14 protein-coding genes are annotated in these 15,178 nt (G+C 71.9%); 7 read left to right on the forward strand and 7 right to left on the reverse strand.

Features of this window, described 5'->3' with window-relative positions:
* Positions 1-20: 20 nt before the first annotated feature.
* Entirely contained in the window at positions 21-1,505 is a 1,485-nt protein-coding gene (locus tag ACFV6D_RS15755) for an FAD-dependent monooxygenase (RefSeq protein WP_380560126.1), read from the reverse strand.
* Positions 1,506-1,674: 169 nt separating this feature from the next.
* Here ACFV6D_RS15755 and ACFV6D_RS15760 point away from each other — a divergent pair, with 169 nt between their 5' ends.
* Together ACFV6D_RS15760 and dapC are read left to right on the forward strand one after the other, a co-directional pair.
* On the forward strand, positions 1,675-2,097 hold the full coding sequence (locus tag ACFV6D_RS15760; RefSeq protein ID WP_063346335.1) for a PPOX class F420-dependent oxidoreductase: 423 nt from the start codon (positions 1,675-1,677) through the stop codon (positions 2,095-2,097).
* Complete coding sequence (gene dapC / locus ACFV6D_RS15765) at positions 2,094-3,185, forward strand: succinyldiaminopimelate transaminase (protein ID WP_380560128.1); 1,092 nt, start codon at positions 2,094-2,096, stop codon at positions 3,183-3,185. Before ACFV6D_RS15760 ends, dapC begins: the two co-directional genes overlap by 4 nt.
* A 78-nt stretch (positions 3,186-3,263) precedes the next feature.
* On the opposite strand, the gene ACFV6D_RS15770 is transcribed toward dapC, so the two are convergent.
* The 4 genes from ACFV6D_RS15770 to ACFV6D_RS15785 are packed head-to-tail and all read right to left on the reverse strand — an operon-like array spanning position 3,264 to position 6,618.
* Positions 3,264-4,301 (reverse strand): methyltransferase, encoded by a 1,038-nt coding sequence (locus ACFV6D_RS15770; RefSeq protein WP_380425127.1) that lies wholly within the window; start codon positions 4,299-4,301, stop codon positions 3,264-3,266.
* A 12-nt stretch (positions 4,302-4,313) separates the two neighbouring features.
* Positions 4,314-4,604 (reverse strand): antibiotic biosynthesis monooxygenase, encoded by a 291-nt coding sequence (locus ACFV6D_RS15775; protein ID WP_063346332.1) that lies wholly within the window; start codon positions 4,602-4,604, stop codon positions 4,314-4,316.
* A 26-nt stretch (positions 4,605-4,630) separates the two neighbouring features.
* Positions 4,631-6,184, reverse strand: coding sequence for a class I adenylate-forming enzyme family protein (locus tag ACFV6D_RS15780; protein ID WP_063346331.1), 1,554 nt, complete (start codon positions 6,182-6,184; stop codon positions 4,631-4,633).
* 14 nt (positions 6,185-6,198) lie between these two features.
* Entirely contained in the window at positions 6,199-6,618 is a 420-nt protein-coding gene (locus tag ACFV6D_RS15785; RefSeq protein WP_063346330.1) for a nuclear transport factor 2 family protein, read from the reverse strand.
* 179 nt (positions 6,619-6,797) lie between these two features.
* Here ACFV6D_RS15785 and ACFV6D_RS15790 point away from each other — a divergent pair, with 179 nt between their 5' ends.
* Genes ACFV6D_RS15790 through ACFV6D_RS15805 form a run of 4 tightly spaced genes read left to right on the forward strand, consistent with a single transcriptional unit; the run spans position 6,798 to position 10,963 of the window.
* Positions 6,798-7,586 (forward strand): SDR family NAD(P)-dependent oxidoreductase, encoded by a 789-nt coding sequence (locus tag ACFV6D_RS15790; RefSeq protein WP_063346329.1) that lies wholly within the window; start codon positions 6,798-6,800, stop codon positions 7,584-7,586.
* 27 nt (positions 7,587-7,613) lie between these two features.
* The gene (locus ACFV6D_RS15795) at positions 7,614-8,552 is read left to right on the forward strand and encodes an aromatase/cyclase (protein WP_380560130.1); all 939 of its coding nucleotides are present in this window, start codon (positions 7,614-7,616) and stop codon (positions 8,550-8,552) included.
* The gene (locus tag ACFV6D_RS15800) at positions 8,545-10,206 is read left to right on the forward strand and encodes an FAD-dependent oxidoreductase (RefSeq protein ID WP_380484458.1); all 1,662 of its coding nucleotides are present in this window, start codon (positions 8,545-8,547) and stop codon (positions 10,204-10,206) included. The genes ACFV6D_RS15795 and ACFV6D_RS15800 overlap by 8 nt, the downstream gene beginning before the upstream one ends.
* Positions 10,193-10,963: a cyclase family protein gene (locus ACFV6D_RS15805; RefSeq protein ID WP_063346326.1), complete on the forward strand. Its 771-nt coding sequence runs from the start codon at positions 10,193-10,195 to the stop codon at positions 10,961-10,963. Before ACFV6D_RS15800 ends, ACFV6D_RS15805 begins: the two co-directional genes overlap by 14 nt.
* A gap of 92 nt (positions 10,964-11,055) precedes the next feature.
* Here ACFV6D_RS15805 and ACFV6D_RS15810 read toward each other — a convergent pair whose 3' ends face one another.
* Positions 11,056-13,056, reverse strand: coding sequence for a GTP-binding protein (locus ACFV6D_RS15810; protein WP_380378666.1), 2,001 nt, complete (start codon positions 13,054-13,056; stop codon positions 11,056-11,058).
* Between the two features lie 300 nt (positions 13,057-13,356).
* Here ACFV6D_RS15810 and ACFV6D_RS15815 point away from each other — a divergent pair, with 300 nt between their 5' ends.
* Entirely contained in the window at positions 13,357-14,169 is an 813-nt protein-coding gene (locus tag ACFV6D_RS15815) for a BTAD domain-containing putative transcriptional regulator (RefSeq protein ID WP_380338649.1), read from the forward strand.
* Here ACFV6D_RS15815 and ACFV6D_RS15820 read toward each other — a convergent pair.
* The gene (locus ACFV6D_RS15820; RefSeq protein ID WP_063346323.1) at positions 14,161-14,802 is read right to left on the reverse strand and encodes a LuxR C-terminal-related transcriptional regulator; all 642 of its coding nucleotides are present in this window, start codon (positions 14,800-14,802) and stop codon (positions 14,161-14,163) included. The genes ACFV6D_RS15815 and ACFV6D_RS15820 overlap by 9 nt on opposite strands.
* Positions 14,803-15,178 lie beyond the last annotated feature (376 nt).

Genomic DNA, 15,178 nt, shown 5'->3' on the forward strand with positions numbered 1-15,178 from the left:
TCGTGCGGGTCGTGCGGTTCTCAGGCGGCGCCGAACCAGGTGGTCGCGGCGTGGCGGAGCTCCTCGCGCCGCGCCGGGGGCCCGGCCCAGGCGACGTAGCCGTCAGGGCGGATCAGGAAGGCGAGGTCGGGCTCCGCGCCCGCGACCTTGGCGGTCACGGTGGTGACGCGGTCGGCCCAGGCGGCCAGTGGCGAGGCGGCCGGTGGCGAGGCGGCCGGTCCGGGTTCGGGCAGCAGCAGCAGCCCGCGCGCCTCGGTGAAGCAGCCGCTGATCCGTCGGCCGCCCCCGGCGGTGAGCAGGTCGGCGTCCGGCATCCGGCGCCCGACCGACGGGTGGTCACCCGTCCCGTAGGCGACGTCGAAGCCGGACAGCATCCCGGCGATGTGGCGGTTGGTGTCCGGCAGTGCCATCAGCTCGCGGAAGGTCTGGCGCAGCGCGTCGTACCTCGGGTCCGGGTCGATCAGCACGGCCTGGGTCCGGGTGTTGCGCACCACGCCGTCGGCGACCGGGCGCCGCTCGCCCTGGTAGCTGTCCAGCAACTCCTCGCCGCCCTGGCCGCGTACCACGGACGCGAGCTTCCAGCCGAGGTTCACCGCGTCCTGGATGCCGAGGTTGAGCCCCTGCCCGCCGGCCGGCAGGTGGATGTGCGCCGCGTCGCCGGCCAGCAGCACCCGGCCGCTGCGGTACGCCCCGGCCAGCCGGGAGACGTCGGTGAGCCGGGACAGCCAGGTGACGTCGTGCATCCCGTGGTCGCCGCCGGTGTGCTCGACCAGGGCCGCGCGCATCTCCTCCTCGGTGACCGGCGCGTTGCGGTCGGGGAAGGGCTCGCCGAACCAGGCGACGGTGGCCCGGTAGACGTCCGGCTTGTGCTGGAAGGCGCCGAACCAGGACCTCTTCTCCGGGTTGACCAGACCCACCGGGCGCATCGGCCCCAGTCCCTCACCGCGCGGCAGCTCACCTCGGAACCGCATGTCCCCGATCAGCGCGTACATGTGCGGGTCCTGGCCGGTGAAGGCGATCCCCGCCTGCCGGCGTACGGTACTGCCGCCGCCGTCGCAGCCGACCAGGTAGCTCGCCCGGACGGTGCCGGTCCCGGTCTCGACGGTCACGCCGTCCTCGTCCTGGGTGAAGCCGGTGACGGGAGCGCCCCGGACGATCCGCACGCCGAGTTCCCGCGCCCGCTCGGCCAGCAGCTCCTCCGTGCGCAGCTGCGGCACCAGCAGCACGTAAGGGTGCCGGGTGTCGAACTCCTCGAACCGCATCGGCACGCCCAGGCTGGCGAAGTTGCCGCCCTTGAGCAGGCCCGCGCCCTCCAGGAACCGGTCGAGCAGCCCGCGCAGTTCCAGCAGTTCCACGGTGCGGCCCTGCATGCCCATGGCCTTCGAGTGTTTCTCCGGCTCCTCCCTACGCTCCACCACCAGCGTCCGGGCACCGCCCAACGCCAGCTCGCAGGCGAGCATCAGGCCCGTCGGCCCCGCACCCGCCACCACCACATCGCAGTCCATCGCGCCCTCCGCTGCCGGCTCCTGTACGACGGGCCCACCGTGCCAGCGCCGCTTCGAGCCGGTGTCCAGCGCTCTTGGCAGCCCTGGCGCGGGCGGGGCACGAAAGCGGCTCGAAGGGCGACGCCTAGCGTCGGCGGAATCCCTGATCCGACCGATGTGAGGACCCGTCATGCCCTTCACCGCGAACGAGGCCGCCTATCTGGCCTCGCAGTCGCTAGCCCGCCTGGCCACCGTGGACGGTCGCGGGCAGCCGCACGTCGTCCCGCTCGGCTTCCACTACAACGCCGGCCTCGGCACCATCGATGTGACCGGTCGCGGCATGGCCCGCAGCCTCAAGTACCGCCACGTGCAGGAGAATCCGAAGGTCTCGCTGGTCGTGGACGACGTGCTGGACCCGGCGGACTGGGTGGTCCGGGGCCTGGAGATCCGCGGCACCGCGCAGGCGCTCCCCACCGGCGGCAAGGAGGTCCTGCCGCACGTCGACGACGAGCTGATCCGGATCACCCCGGAGCGGATCGTCTCCTGGGGCATCGACTCCGACTGCCAGGCGCCGCCGCTGGCCCGCACCGTCGCGAAGGGGGCCCGGGCATGATCGAGCGGCTGCCGAAGTTCCCCTGGGACGTCCTGTTCCCCTACCGCAAGCTCGCCGCCGCCCACCCCGACGGGCTGGTCAACCTGGCGCTCGGCGACCCGGTGGACCGGACGCCGGCCGTCGTCCGCGCGGCCCTGGCCGCCGCCGCGGACGCCCCCGGCTACCCGTCCACGGAGGGTACGCCGCAGCTCCGCGAGGCCGTCGCGGCATGGCTGCTGCGGCGCGAGGGCGTGAGCGTGGACCCGTCCGCGGTGATCCCCGCGGTCGGTACCAAGGAGCTGATCGCCTGGCTGCCCACCATGCTCGGCCTGGGCCCCTCCGACGTCGTCCTGGTGCCCGAACTCGCCTTCCCCACGTACGAGGTGAGCGCCCGGCTGGCGGGTGCCCGGCTGGTCCGGACGGCCTCGCCGCTGGACTACGACGGCCCCGCCCCCAGGGTGGTCTGGCTGAACTCCCCGTCCAACCCGGAGGGCCGCGTCCTCGGCACCGCCGAGCTGCGCGCGATCGTCGGCTGGGCGCGGGAACGCGGCGCCCTCGTGGTGAACGACGAGTGCTACCTCGACCACGTCTGGGAGGGCGAGACCCGCTCGGTGCTGCACCCCGAGATCAGCGGTGGCAGCCACGAGGGGGTCCTGGCCGTGCACTCGCTCTCCAAGCGCTCCAACCTGGCCGGCTACCGGGCCGGGTTCGCTGCCGGGGACCCGGCGGTGATCGCCACGCTGCTGGAGGTGCGCAAGCACACCGGACACATGGTGCCCGCCCCGGTGCAGGCCGCCATGGTGGCGGCGCTCGGCGACGACTCGCACCTGGCGGGGCAGCGCGGGAGCTACGCCCGGCGGCGGGCCGTGCTGCGCGCGGCGCTGCTGGAGTGCGGCTTCCGGATCGACCACTCGGTGGGCGCGCTCTTCCTCTGGGCGACCAGGGACGAGCCCTGCTGGGTGACGGTGGGCGCGCTGGCCGAGCTCGGCATCCTGGTGGCGCCCGGGGAGTTCTACGGCGAGGCGGGCGCGCGGCACGTCCGGGTGGCGGTCACCGAGACCGACGAGCGGGTCGAGCAGGCGGTGAAGCGGCTCGCCGCGGCCTTCTGACGGATGGAGTGGACGACGGCGTCGGTCCCCGAGACCCGGTGGGGTCTCGGGGACCGACGCCGCGCGTACCCCGGTCCGTCAGGCCCGGTCCGGGACCGTGCTCTCGACCAGGTGCAGGTAGGAGTTGACCGGGCGGACCCCGGTCGGCTCCAGACCCGCCTCCCGGACGAGGGCGACCAGCCCGGCCTGGGTGTGCTTGCGGCCGCCGACGTTGAGCAGCAGCAGCAGGTCCATCGCGGTGGTGAACCTGATCTCGGGACTTCCGTCCACCAGGTTCTCGACCACGATGACGCGGCTGCCCGGCTCCGCCGCCGCCGCCACGTTGCGCAGGGTCAGGACGGTGCTCTCGTCGTCCCACTCCAGGATGTTCTTCAGCAGGTACACGTCGGCCTTGACCGGGACCTCCCGGCGGCAGTCGCCGGCCAGCAGCGTCGCCCGGTCGGCGAGCGCGCCGCCCGGCCGCAGCCGCGGGTCGGCCCCCGCCACCACCTCGGGCAGGTCCAGCAGGGTCCCGCGCAGCCCCGGATTGCGCTCCAGCAGCGTGGCGAGGACGTGCCCCTGGCCGCCGGCGATGTCCACCACCGTGCCGACCCCGCTCAGGTCCAGCCGGTCGGCCAGCGCGAGCGCGGAGAGCCGGCTCGACTGGGTCATCGCCTGGTCGAAGACCGCGGCCGACTCGGGCGCGTGGGCGTGCAGGTGGTCGAAGAAGTCCATGCCGTGCAGCTCGGGGAAGACGGCCTTGCCGGTGCGGACCGCCTCGTCGAGGTGCCCCCACAGCTCCCAGGTCCACGGCTCGGTGCCCCAGAGCACCATGTGCTTGAGGGTGCGCGGGGTGTCCTCCCGTAGCAGCCGCGAAGCGTCGGTGTGCGCGTACCGGCCGTCGGGTCGCTCGCTGAACACGTCGTAGGTCGTCAGCGAGCGCAGCAGCCGTTGCAGCGCGTCCGGTTGGGCGCCCACGGCCCGGGCCAGCTCGGCCACGGTGGCGGGCTCCTCGCCGAGCGCGTCGGCCAGGCCCAGCCGGGCCGCCGCGCGGACGGAGGCGGCGCAGGCCGCGCTGAGCGCGAGCTCGCGCAGCCGGATCACCGCCTGCGGAATGGTTTCGCCGGTCGTCGTCATCTGCCGTCCTCCTCAGGCGCCGTGCTGCGTGATCAGGTCGAACGGGGCCGGTTCGGCCTGGGCGAGCGCCATCACCCGGCCGACCCGCGAGCGGAACTCCGGGGAGCCGGTCGCCTGCTTGTGCGAGACGGCGTCGTCCCACTCGGCGGTCTCCACGTAGACCTGCGCGTCGGCGGCCGAGCGGTACAGCCGGTGGGATCGGAAGCCGGGTTGGGCGCTCATGTACGCGGTGATCTCCCCGACGACGGCCTCGAACTCGGTCTTGTCACCGGTGACGGTGAAGCGGTTGATGAAGGTGAACATGCTGGTCCTCCTGGGTCGGTCGCGGGTCAGGGCTTGCCGAGCAGCCGGTCGCGCAGATCGCGCCGCTGCACCTTGCCGGTGGCGGAGCGCGGGATGCTCTCCGCCAGCCACAGGTGCCGCAGGTGCTCGTAGTAGGGCAGTCGGGCGTTGACGAAGCCGGCCAGGGCGGCCGGGTCGACGTCATCGCCCATCGGGACGACGAGTCCGACGGCGACGGCGCCGCTCAGCTCGTCGGGGTAGTCGAAGACCACGCAGTCGGCGACCGACGGATGCCGCATCAGCACCCGCTCGATCTCGGTCGGCGACACGAGCCAGTTGTCGCACTTGAAGACGTCCTTGATCCGGTCGACGACGGACAGCCGGCCTTCCTCGTCGACCCGTCCGACGTCACCGGTGCTGAACCAGCCGTCCGGGCGCACGGCCTCGCCGTGCCCGGCGCCGAGGTAGCCCAGCATCAGCTGGGGCCCCTTGACCTGGATCTCGCCCTTCTCGCCCGTCGGCAGTACCGCGCCGGTCCGCACGTCGACGATCCGGCAGCCCGTTCCCGCCACCGGCGGGCCGCAGGATCCGGTGGTCGGCCGGTCCAGCAGGTCGAAGTGGGTGGAGGGCGAGGTCTCGGCGAGACCGTAGCCCTGGACCACCGGGACGGCGAAGTGCTCCGACAGGGCCGTCGTCGTGCGCGGCGGCAGCGTGGAGCCGCCGGACAGTACCGCCCGCAGCGAGGGGATCCGGAAGGCCGGCAGGCGCAGGTCCCCGGCCAGCCGGGACAGCCGCACCGGGAGGCTGTACAGGTGGCTGGCCCGCCAGGCGCGGGCCAGCTCCACCATCGCCTCCTGGTCCTCCGCCGGGCAGAGCAGAAGGGTCGCGCCGACCGCCAGCGCGGTGTTCAGGTGCATGAGGTGGAACGAGGGCAGGTTGTCGAGCGAGACCGAGTCCGCGCCCAGCTGGTGGGCGTGCGCCGACTGCGCGGCGTTCACCAGGAGGTTGTCGTGGCTCAGCCGCACCGTCTTGGGAGCGCCGGTGGTACCGCTGGTGAACTGGAGGCAGGCGGTCCGCGCGGCCTCGCCGTCCGGGACGGCCGCCCGGGGCAGTTCGTCCAGCACCGGTGTGCCGTCGCCCGCGTCCGAGGTCACCACGATCTGCCGCAGCGCCGGGACCCGGTGCCGCACCGCCTCGATCCGGCGGTGCATCCGGGGCGACAGCACCGCCGCCCGCGCACCACATGCGTTCAGGACGTGCACCAGGGCGTCGTCCGAGATCAACGGGTTGAACATGGCGCTGGTGTTGCCGGAGCGGGAGATCGCCAGGAAGGTGACGGCGAAGTCCACGGTGAGCTCGGCGGCGATCGCGATCACCGTCTCCGGGCCGCCGAACGCGCCGCGCAGCGCCTCGGCGCAGCGGGTCACCCGTCCGTCGAGTCCGGCGTGGTCGAGGACCTCGCCGTCGGCGACCAGCGCCGGGTGCCGGGGCGAGCGCCGGGCCGAGCGTCGGAGCAGGTCGTCGATCCGGGGGCCGCCGATCAGCTCCGACACGGTGTCCAGCGGCGCGCCGAAGGTCGTACTGTCCGCAGAGGTAGCCATGTCGGGGTCTCCTCTCAGGCGGCCGGCAGGTCGTCCCGGCACACCTGGCGGTGGCGGACCTTCAGCTCCCCGGCCACCCGCACCAGCCGGTCCTCGCAGCTGGTGCTCAGGTGCACGGCGGCCGCACCGCCCTTGGGCGTGGCGATGATGAGCGCGTAGGTCCTGGCGAGCACGGTGCCGTCCGGCTGCTCGGCGACCTCCAGCATGCCGAGCCAGTGCCGGTGCTGGACCCCGGCGGCGGCCAGGCGCGCCGCCGCCTCGTGGGCGCCGCGCTCGATGCTCCCCCGGCCCTCCTGCGGGTGCGGGCGGGCGTTGGCGGCGAACACGCCGTCCTCGGTGAAGGTCGCGGCCCACTGGGTGACCTCGCCCTCGTCCAGGTGGCGCATCTGCCGCCCGTAGAAGTGCTGGACCTCCTCGTAGAGCGATTCGGTCATGCTCGGGCCCTCCTCGGGCGGTTGGGGATCGGTACGGCGACGACGTTCGCACCCCCGTTTCGAATCCGGTTCGAGCGCGGGCCGCGCGGGCGCGCTCCAACGGGAGTCGAAGCCGGCGGTGCAGGGTCGGGCCGAGGGGCCTGAACGAGCCCGGGAACTCTGAATCGGAGACTGATGCGATGAGCACCGAGACAACCACCGGGGTCGCCCTGGTGACCGGGGCGACCAGCGGGATCGGACTGGCCAGCACCGTCCGCCTGGCCCAGCGAGGCCTGCGCGTCTTCATCTGCGCCCGCACCGCGAAGGACGTCTCGGAGACGGTCGCGCGGCTGCGCGGCGAGGGGTACGAGGTCGACGGCGTACCCGCCGACGTCCGCTCCCAGGAGGACGTCGCCACGGCGGTCCGGACCGCGGTGGACCGGTTCGGCCCGATCGGCGTGCTGATCAACAACGCCGGGCGCAACGGCGGTGGCGTCACCTCGGCCATCAGCGACGAGCTGTGGAACGACGTGATCGAGACCAACCTCACCAGCGTCTTCCGGGTCACCCGGGAGGTGCTGACCACCGGCGGCATGGAGCGGGCCGGCCACGGGCGGATCATCACCGTCGCCTCCACCGGAGGCAAGCAGGGCGTCCCGCTCGGGGCTCCGTACTCGGCGTCCAAGGCCGGCGTCATCGGCTTCACCAAGGCGCTCGCCAAGGAGCTCGCCGCCACCGGCACCACCGTGAACGCGGTCTGCCCCGGTTATGTCGAGACCCCGATGGCGGTGCGGGTCCGCCAGGCGTACGCCGCCACCTGGGAGACCAGCGAGGAGGACGTGCTCGCCCGGTTCGAGCAGAAGATCCCGCTCGGCCGCTACTCCTCCGCGGAGGAGGTGGCGGGCATGGTCGACTACCTGACCACCCCCGCCGCCGCCTCCATCACCGCGCAGGCGATCAACGTCTGCGGCGGCCTCGGCATCTACTGAACCCACCGACGGAAGGCTGGTCGACGGATGACCCGCACACAGCACACCACCCACGACATCGACGTGGCCGCCCCCGCCGACGTCGTCTACGCCGTCATCGCCGACGCCCTGGCGTGGCCACGGCGGTTCGGACCCACCCTGCACGTGGAGCACGAGGCCCTGACGGCCGACACCGAGCGGCTGCGGATCTGGGCCGGCGCCAACGGCGAGGTGAAGCACTGGACTTCACGCCGCGAGCTGGACGGCGGCCGCCGGCGGATCCGGTTCCGGCAGGAGGTCTCCTCGCCGCCGGTGGCCTCGATGGCGGGGGAGTGGCAGGTCCACGAGCGGCCCGGCGGCGCCACCCTGACGCTCACCCACGAGTTCACCGCGGTCGACGACGACCCACAGGGCGTCGAGTGGATCACCCGGGCCACCGACCGCAACAGTCGAACCGAACTCGGCAACATCAAGGCCCTCGCCGAGAGCTGGCCGGCGCTCGCCGACCTGGAATTCGAGTTCGAGGACTCGGTGCTGGTCGACGCGCCGCTGGAGACCGTCTACGGCTTCCTCCACGAAGCCGCCGAGTGGCCGGGCCGGCTGCCCCACGTGGCCCGCCTCGACCTGCGCGAGGACGTCCCCGGCATCCAGCACATGGCGATGGACACCCGCACCGCGGACGGCTCCGAGCACACCACCGAGTCGATCCGGATCTGCTTCCCCGGCACCGCCATCGCCTACAAGCAGCTGCGCACACCGTCGATGATGTCCGCCCACACCGGCCGGTGGACCTTCGAGCAGACCGGGCACGGCGTCCGGGTGACGTCCTGGCACGCCGTCGTGCTCAACCCCGAGGCGATTCCCGCCATCCTGGGCCCCGAGGCGACCACTGCTTCCGCCCGGACGTTCATCCGCTCCGCCGCGGGCGGCAACAGCCGCGCCACCCTGGCGCTGGCCAAGCGGTTCGCCGAGGAACGCCATGGCTGACCCCGCACCGTCCGTCCTGATCGCCGGCGCCGGCCCGGTCGGGCTCACCGCGGCCCACGAGCTCGCCCGACGCGGCGTACGGGTACGGCTGATCGACGCCGCCGACGGCCCGGCCACCAGCAGCCGGGCGCTCGCGGTGCACGCCCGGACCATGGAGGTGCTCGACCAGATGGGAGCGCTCGACCGGCTGCTCCCGCTGGGCCGACGTGTCACCCACTTCACCATGCACCGCCGGGGCCGCACCCTGGTTCGATTCGACACCAACTACGAGACGATGCCCACCGGTTACCCATTCAGCCTGATGGTGGACCAGGTGGTGACGGAACGCGTGCTGCGCGAGTGCGCCGCGCGGTACGGCGTCACCGTCGAATGGGGCGTCGAACTGGTCGGCGTCCGCTCCGAGACGGACGCCGCGCTGGTCACCCTGCGCCACCCCGACGGGCGGGTCGAGGAGACGCCGGTGCCCTGGCTGATCGGTGCCGACGGCGGGCGCAGCACCGTCCGGCGCCAGCTCGGCATGCGGCTGATCGGGGACACCACCCAGGAGTGGCTCAACGCCGACGTCACGATCGACGCCGACCTGCCGCCGGACAGCAACCACCTGCTGCACACCGACCCGGGAACGCTGCTGCTGGTGCCCTTCCCCGAACCGGGCAAGTGGCGCGTGGTGGACACCAGGGACACCGGCGGAGCCGACGACCCCGAGGTCGTCCGGCGCAGGCTGACCGCCAAAATCGGCCGGGCGCTGGGCCGGCCGGTCACGGTCGGCGCGCCCAGCTGGCTCTCGGTGTTCACCGTGCAGCAGCGCCAGATCACCCGGATGCGCTCGGGACGCTGCTTCCTCGCCGGCGACGCCGCGCACGTGCACAGCCCCGCCTCCGGGCAGGGCATGAACAGCGGCATCCAGGACGCCTACAACCTCGCCTGGAAGCTGGCGGACGTGACGCGCGGTCACGCCGGGCCCCACCTGCTCGACAGCTACGACGCCGAGCGGGTGCCGACCGGGGCCGTCCTGTTGCGCTCCACCAGGACGGCCACCGCGCTGGTCTCGCTGCGCACCGTGCTGGGGCCGGCCCTGCTCACCGTCGGCACCGCCGTGCTGCGCGCGGTGCCGCCGCTGAAGCGCCGGGTCGAGGGCAAGATGATCCGCGGCTTCTGCGGGCTGGGCCTGGCCTACCCGGACAGCCCGCTCACCCTGGCGACCGACGCCACCGGTGGGATCAGGCCCGGCGACCGGGTGGGCTGCGCCGCCGGCACGGCAGGCGGGCACCCCGGCGGGGCCGCTCTCCGTGCCGAACTCGCCGATCCCCGGTGGACGTTGCTGGCCGCCGAGCCGGCAACCGGGCGCGCCGCCCACCGGGAGGCGGTGGAGCAGGTGGACCGGCTGTTCGGCGCGGCCGTCTCGGTACGGGTGCTGTCCGACGCGAACGCCGACGGTAGCTCCGACGCGGACGGTCACTCCGACGCCGACGGTCACTCCGACGCGGACACCGACGGCGCGCTGCGTCGTGCCCTGGGTCTGGCGCCCGGGGAGTTCCTGCTGATCAGGCCGGACGGCTACGTCGCCGCCCGGGACCGCGGCCCGGGCCGGTTCCGCCAGGTCCTCCAGGCCTGCGCCCTGCTACCGGAAGGGACCACCAGTGCGCATCATTGACCTGTCCTCGGCGATCGACGGCGGCGCCTGGGAGGTGGACGGGATCCGTCACGAGGTGCTGACGCCGGCCGACGGCGCGCGGCACATGGCCGAGGGGATGCTCCGCAACCACGGTATCGAGTTCGACATCGCCGACCTGCCCGACGGAGAACTGCTCTCCCTCGACACCCTGACCCTGACCACCCACACCGGCACCCACGTCGACGCGCCGTCGCACTACGGCACCAAGACGGCGTACGGAATTCCGCGCGACATCGACCAGTTGCCGTTGGACTGGTTCATCGGCCCGGGAGTCGTCCTCGACCTGACCGACACCGGGGTCGGTACGATCGGCGCGGACCGACTGCGGCGGGCATTCGACGACATCGGCCATTGCCCGCGCGCCGGGGACATCGTGCTCCTGCACACCGGCGCCGACCAGCTCGCCGGAACACCGGAGTACTTCACCGAGTTCGCCGGCCTGGACGGTGAGGCGACCAACTTACTGCTCGACCTCGGGGTGCGGCTCATCGGGACGGACGCCTTCGGCCTGGACGCCCCTTTCACGCATATGCTCTCGGAGTTCCGGCGTTCCGGCGACCATTCCGTGCTCTGGCCCGCGCATTTCGCGGGGCGGCAGCGGGAATACTGTCAGATCGAGCGGCTGTGCAATCTGGGTGCGCTGCCCGCGCCGACCGGATTCACCGTACACGCGCTTCCGGTCAAAATCGTCGGCGCGGGCGCGGGTTGGACTCGGGCGGTGGCACTGCTCGATTGACGGCCGCGGCCGCCGAATTCAGCGCGGCCGGTATGCGACAGGTCCCGACCACCGTGGGGTGATCGGGACCTGTCGGGCGTGCGGCCCTGTGGTCAGATCCGGCCGAACATCCGCAGCATGTACTCCTTGCGGTCCAGCGGGTTGGTGTCGGTCCGACGGCGGCTCGGGGCCGCGCCGACGGCCGGCTGGAAGCTGTCGAACCGGGTGACCAACACTCCCTCACCCTGGCTCAGCCCCGGCAGCCGCTGCTCGAACTCCTGCGCCGTGCGGGCCGGGATGGTGCCCTCCACCAGGCAGGTGCTGCCCTGCGCCTTCGTCGTCTCCGGCGTGCCACCGCACTCCACCAGGTTCAACAGGACGGTGCTGACGTTCTCGGCCGGCACCTCCAGTTCGAACCTGTTCACCGGCTCGAACACCTGCGTCCCGGCCTGCTTGAGCGCGTTCATCAGCACCAGCGGGGTGAGCTTGCGGAAGTCGCCCGCCGCGCTGACCGGGCTGGCGAACCCGGTGTGGGTCAGCGTCACCAGGATGTCGAGCACCTCCCACCCGCACAGTCCCTGCTGGAGCGTCGAACGCGCCGCCTCCTCCACCGCCTTGTGGAAGGCGTACGGCAGCGAACCCAACTCGACCGACCGCCGGAAGACGACCCCCGAGCCGGGCTCTCCGGGCTCCACCCGCAGCCCGACCGTGGCCCAGAAGTAGGTCTTGCTCCGGTAGTCGATCTCCTCCGCCGACTCACCGACCCCGATCGGCCGCTCGACGCAGATGATCCGGGTGCCCTCGAACACCACGTCCAGCTTGTAGTCCTCGGCGAGCGTCGCCTTGATGACCTCCTTCTGCACCTCCCCGTAGAGGGAGACCGAGACCTCCTGCTCCTCGTCGTTCTTGCGGACGTTGATGAACGGGTCCTGGTCGGCCAACTGCAGCAGGGCCTCGTAGAGTTCGGGCATCGCGCCGGACCTCGTCGCCCTGACCACGGTCTCCAGGCTCGGCGGCGCGAACAGGTGCTGCCCGCGCAGCCCCTCGGCGGTGCCGAGCTGGTCCCCGATCCGGATGCCCTTGAGCCCCCAGACCTTGGCGATGTCACCGGCCGACGCCGGCGCCTCGACCACCGCGGAGCCCCGGTCGAACACCTCGACCACGGTCGTCCGGCCGGGCAGCTCGACGACGGCGCCGTGCTGGTCCTGCCGGTGGATGGAGACCTTGGTGCGGCCCTTGAGCGCTCCCGTGTGCAGCCGGACATAGGCGACCTTCTCGCCGGCCCAGCCGCGTTCGATCTTGAACACCGTTCCGCGCAGCGCATCGCCGGAGCCACCGTGATTGACCGGAAACAGGCTGGTGATCCCGTCCATCAGGTCGGTGATGCCGACGCCGGCCACGGCCGAGCCGAAGAACACCGGGTACAACTGCGCCGAGCCGGTCTGCCGGGCCAGCTCGGTCGTGTAATCCTGCTCGGTCAGCGCCGCCTCGTCGTCGAGGTAGCGCGCCAGGAACGCGTCGCCGTGCTCGGCCAGGACGTCGGCCAGTTCGGTGGCGAAGTCGTCCCCCGCCTCCTCCTCCGTGCCCCCCGCCGCGATCCGGCGGGCCGCGGCGCTCGCCTGCGGCGTACCGATCCTCTCCACCCTGCTCATCGGGACGATGGCGGGCGTGAGTTCGGAGCGGATCGACTCCAGCAGGTCGTCGTGGCGGGCGCCCATGCGGTCGATCTTGTTGACGAAGAGGATCACCGGCATGCGCATCTTGACCAGCGTGCGCATCAGCAGGCGGGTCTGGGCCTGGACGCCCTCCACCGCGGAGATGACGAGCACCACGCCGTCGAGCACGCCGAGGGCCCGCTCCACCTCGGAGATGAAGTCCGGGTGGCCGGGGGTGTCGATGAGGTTGACCTTCACATCGCCGACGGTGAAGGACACCACCGCCGACCGGATGGTGATGCCGCGCTGCCGCTCCATGTCGTGGGAGTCGGTCTGAGTGTCGCCGCGATCGACGCTGCCGATCCGGTCGATGACGCCGGCGGTGTAGAGCAGCCGCTCGGTCAGGCTGGTCTTACCGGCGTCGACATGGGCCAGGATTCCGATGTTCACGCTTGACATGACGTGCTTCCCCTAGTTCTTCGGTCTTCGCTTGCACAACCGGAGCAACACGGATCTTTCGGGGCACGTCATTCTCCTCGTGTCGTGACAGTAGTCCAACCTGTCGCAGTCTAACAGCACTTGACGATCCGACCGCCGATCGACCCCCGTCGATCGGCGGGGGAGTATTCCTTTTGGAACAACCGTGCCGAGCGCCTGGGAATAGCAGTAGTGCCACCTTGCGCGCAGTCCCCTTGAGTCGTTGATCGAAGCGTGGATATACAGGAGTCGAGTGATTATCTCGGCGAAATCGGAGGCGTCATGAGGTTCAATGTTCTCGGCCCGATGGAAGTCCTCGATGCGGGAACCCCGTGCACACCCAGCGCGCTGAAGGTCCGGTGGACGCTGGCCATCCTGGTGATGCACGCCAATCGGATCGTCGACCTCGGCGTCATGATCGAGGAAATATGGGGCGACAATCCTCCGCGCACGGTGGTGACCACCGCGCAGACCTACATCTACCAACTCCGCAAACTCGGTCGGGTGGAGGGCCGCGACTTCATCCTCACCAAGGCGCCGGGCTACCTGTTGCTCCTGGGCGAGGAGGAGCTCGACTCCCAGGACTTCGAGCGGCTCTACAACGAGGGCGCCCGCCTGCTGGCCGACGGCCACCCCGAGGCGGCGTCGGACCGGTTGGGCCAGGCGCTGAGCCTGTGGCGTGGCGGCGCGCTGGCGGACATCCCCGTCGGCAGGGCGCTCGCCGGCCACGTGGCCGTCCTGGAGGAGATGCGTCTGCGCGCGCTGGAGAACCGCATCCTGGCCGATCAGCAGATCGGCCGGCACCGGGAACTCATACCGGAGCTACGGGCGTTGACGCTCCACCACCCGCTCAACGAGTGGTTTCACGAGCAGCTCATGCTCGCGCTCGACTGTGCCGGCAGACGCAGTGAGGCCCTGCACGTCTACCGGTCGCTCTACCGCAAGCTCGACGAGGACCTGGGCATCTACCCGTCGCAGCCGTTGCGGGAGCTGCACGACGATCTGCTCAGTGGAATCTCGCGGCTGCGGGAGCCGCGTCGGCCGAGTGCCGGGCAGGTGATGGAACTCGGCCAGCAGCCGGCCGGCTCAGCCTAGTGGCACCAGCAGGGAGGCAGCCCTGGCCTTGTTGACGGCATCGATCCGGGAGACCGCGTTGAGTTTCACGAAGACGTTCCTGAGGTGGCGTTTGACGGTGCCGGGGGCGATGCTGAGGTGGCCGGCGATGGCGGAGTTGCTCAGGCCGTTCGCCACGAGTCCCATGATCTCCCGTTCCCGTGAGGAGAGTTGGGATCCGCGTGGCCCGGTCATCCAGTCGATGCCGGAGCGGGAGGCCATGATGTACACCCGCTCCCGGTTGACGGCCAGCCCCCGGACCACGGACACCAGGCAGTCGCTGGTGACGTCCTCGCGCAGGTAGGCACTCACTCCGAAGCCGAGGTACATCTCCACCTCGCCCGGCCGCTCGCGCTTGCTCAGCACGACCACCCGGCAGCGGGCGCCGCGGGGGAGCAGCCGGCCCAGGGCCTGTTCGGTGGCCGCGTGCGAGTCGCCCACCCCGAACAGCACCACGTCGACGTGGTGTTCGGACAGCACCTCCAGCGCCTCGTCCACGGTGCCCACCGTCGCGCGTACGACCAGGTCGGGCTCGGCGGAGAGGAAGGCGTGCAGTCCTTGGCGCAGCAGCGAATTTCCTTCGAGGACGAGGACCGACGTGCGATTCTTTATCATTGTCACGATAGACCTCGTTGGTAGAAGGCGCGAATTCCCGGCCGTGGCAGCCGTTTTCGGCCCGCCGCGGAGAGCGGCGCGCCCGACGGGATTCGACGGCAACGGGCGTGTGGGGGGAGTGATATCGGGGGCTGCGCGGTGCCGAGTCCGCTGGTGCCATTCGGCCGTCCCGGCCCGGTGGTCCGCGAGGCCTCGACCGTCGGTGTGAGGTCCGGCCTCGATGCCGACGGAGGCTTGCGCGCACCGGCGTCACCTGCACCTTCGGGCGAGCGCCCCCCCCCGGGGCGGCGGCGCCCCCCGACACCGCCGCCGCCACCGTCCCGGGGCGGGGGTAGGCCACCCCTGGGCACGCCCACCCCACAGCCGCTTGCGATCG

Origin of the sequence: Kitasatospora sp. NPDC059812 (genome assembly GCF_042732075.1) — a bacterium.
In the GTDB taxonomy this organism is placed as follows: Bacteria; Actinomycetota; Actinomycetes; order Streptomycetales; family Streptomycetaceae; genus Kitasatospora.

Coding starts and splice junctions, on each gene's coding strand:
- ACFV6D_RS15790 (WP_063346329.1), top strand. CDS start 6,798: ATGAGCACCGAGACAACCACCGGGGTCGCCCTGGTGACCGGGGCGACC.
- ACFV6D_RS15815 (WP_380338649.1), top strand. CDS start 13,357: ATGAGGTTCAATGTTCTCGGCCCGATGGAAGTCCTCGATGCGGGAACC.
- ACFV6D_RS15785 (WP_063346330.1), bottom strand. CDS start 6,618: ATGACCGAATCGCTCTACGAGGAGGTCCAGCACTTCTACGGGCGGCAG.
- dapC (WP_380560128.1), top strand. CDS start 2,094: ATGATCGAGCGGCTGCCGAAGTTCCCCTGGGACGTCCTGTTCCCCTAC.
- ACFV6D_RS15780 (WP_063346331.1), bottom strand. CDS start 6,184: ATGGCTACCTCTGCGGACAGTACGACCTTCGGCGCGCCGCTGGACACC.
- ACFV6D_RS15760 (WP_063346335.1), top strand. CDS start 1,675: ATGCCCTTCACCGCGAACGAGGCCGCCTATCTGGCCTCGCAGTCGCTA.
- ACFV6D_RS15800 (WP_380484458.1), top strand. CDS start 8,545: ATGGCTGACCCCGCACCGTCCGTCCTGATCGCCGGCGCCGGCCCGGTC.
- ACFV6D_RS15770 (WP_380425127.1), bottom strand. CDS start 4,301: ATGACGACGACCGGCGAAACCATTCCGCAGGCGGTGATCCGGCTGCGC.
- ACFV6D_RS15810 (WP_380378666.1), bottom strand. CDS start 13,056: ATGTCAAGCGTGAACATCGGAATCCTGGCCCATGTCGACGCCGGTAAG.
- ACFV6D_RS15795 (WP_380560130.1), top strand. CDS start 7,614: ATGACCCGCACACAGCACACCACCCACGACATCGACGTGGCCGCCCCC.
- ACFV6D_RS15755 (WP_380560126.1), bottom strand. CDS start 1,505: ATGGACTGCGATGTGGTGGTGGCGGGTGCGGGGCCGACGGGCCTGATG.
- ACFV6D_RS15820 (WP_063346323.1), bottom strand. CDS start 14,802: ATGATAAAGAATCGCACGTCGGTCCTCGTCCTCGAAGGAAATTCGCTG.
- ACFV6D_RS15775 (WP_063346332.1), bottom strand. CDS start 4,604: ATGTTCACCTTCATCAACCGCTTCACCGTCACCGGTGACAAGACCGAG.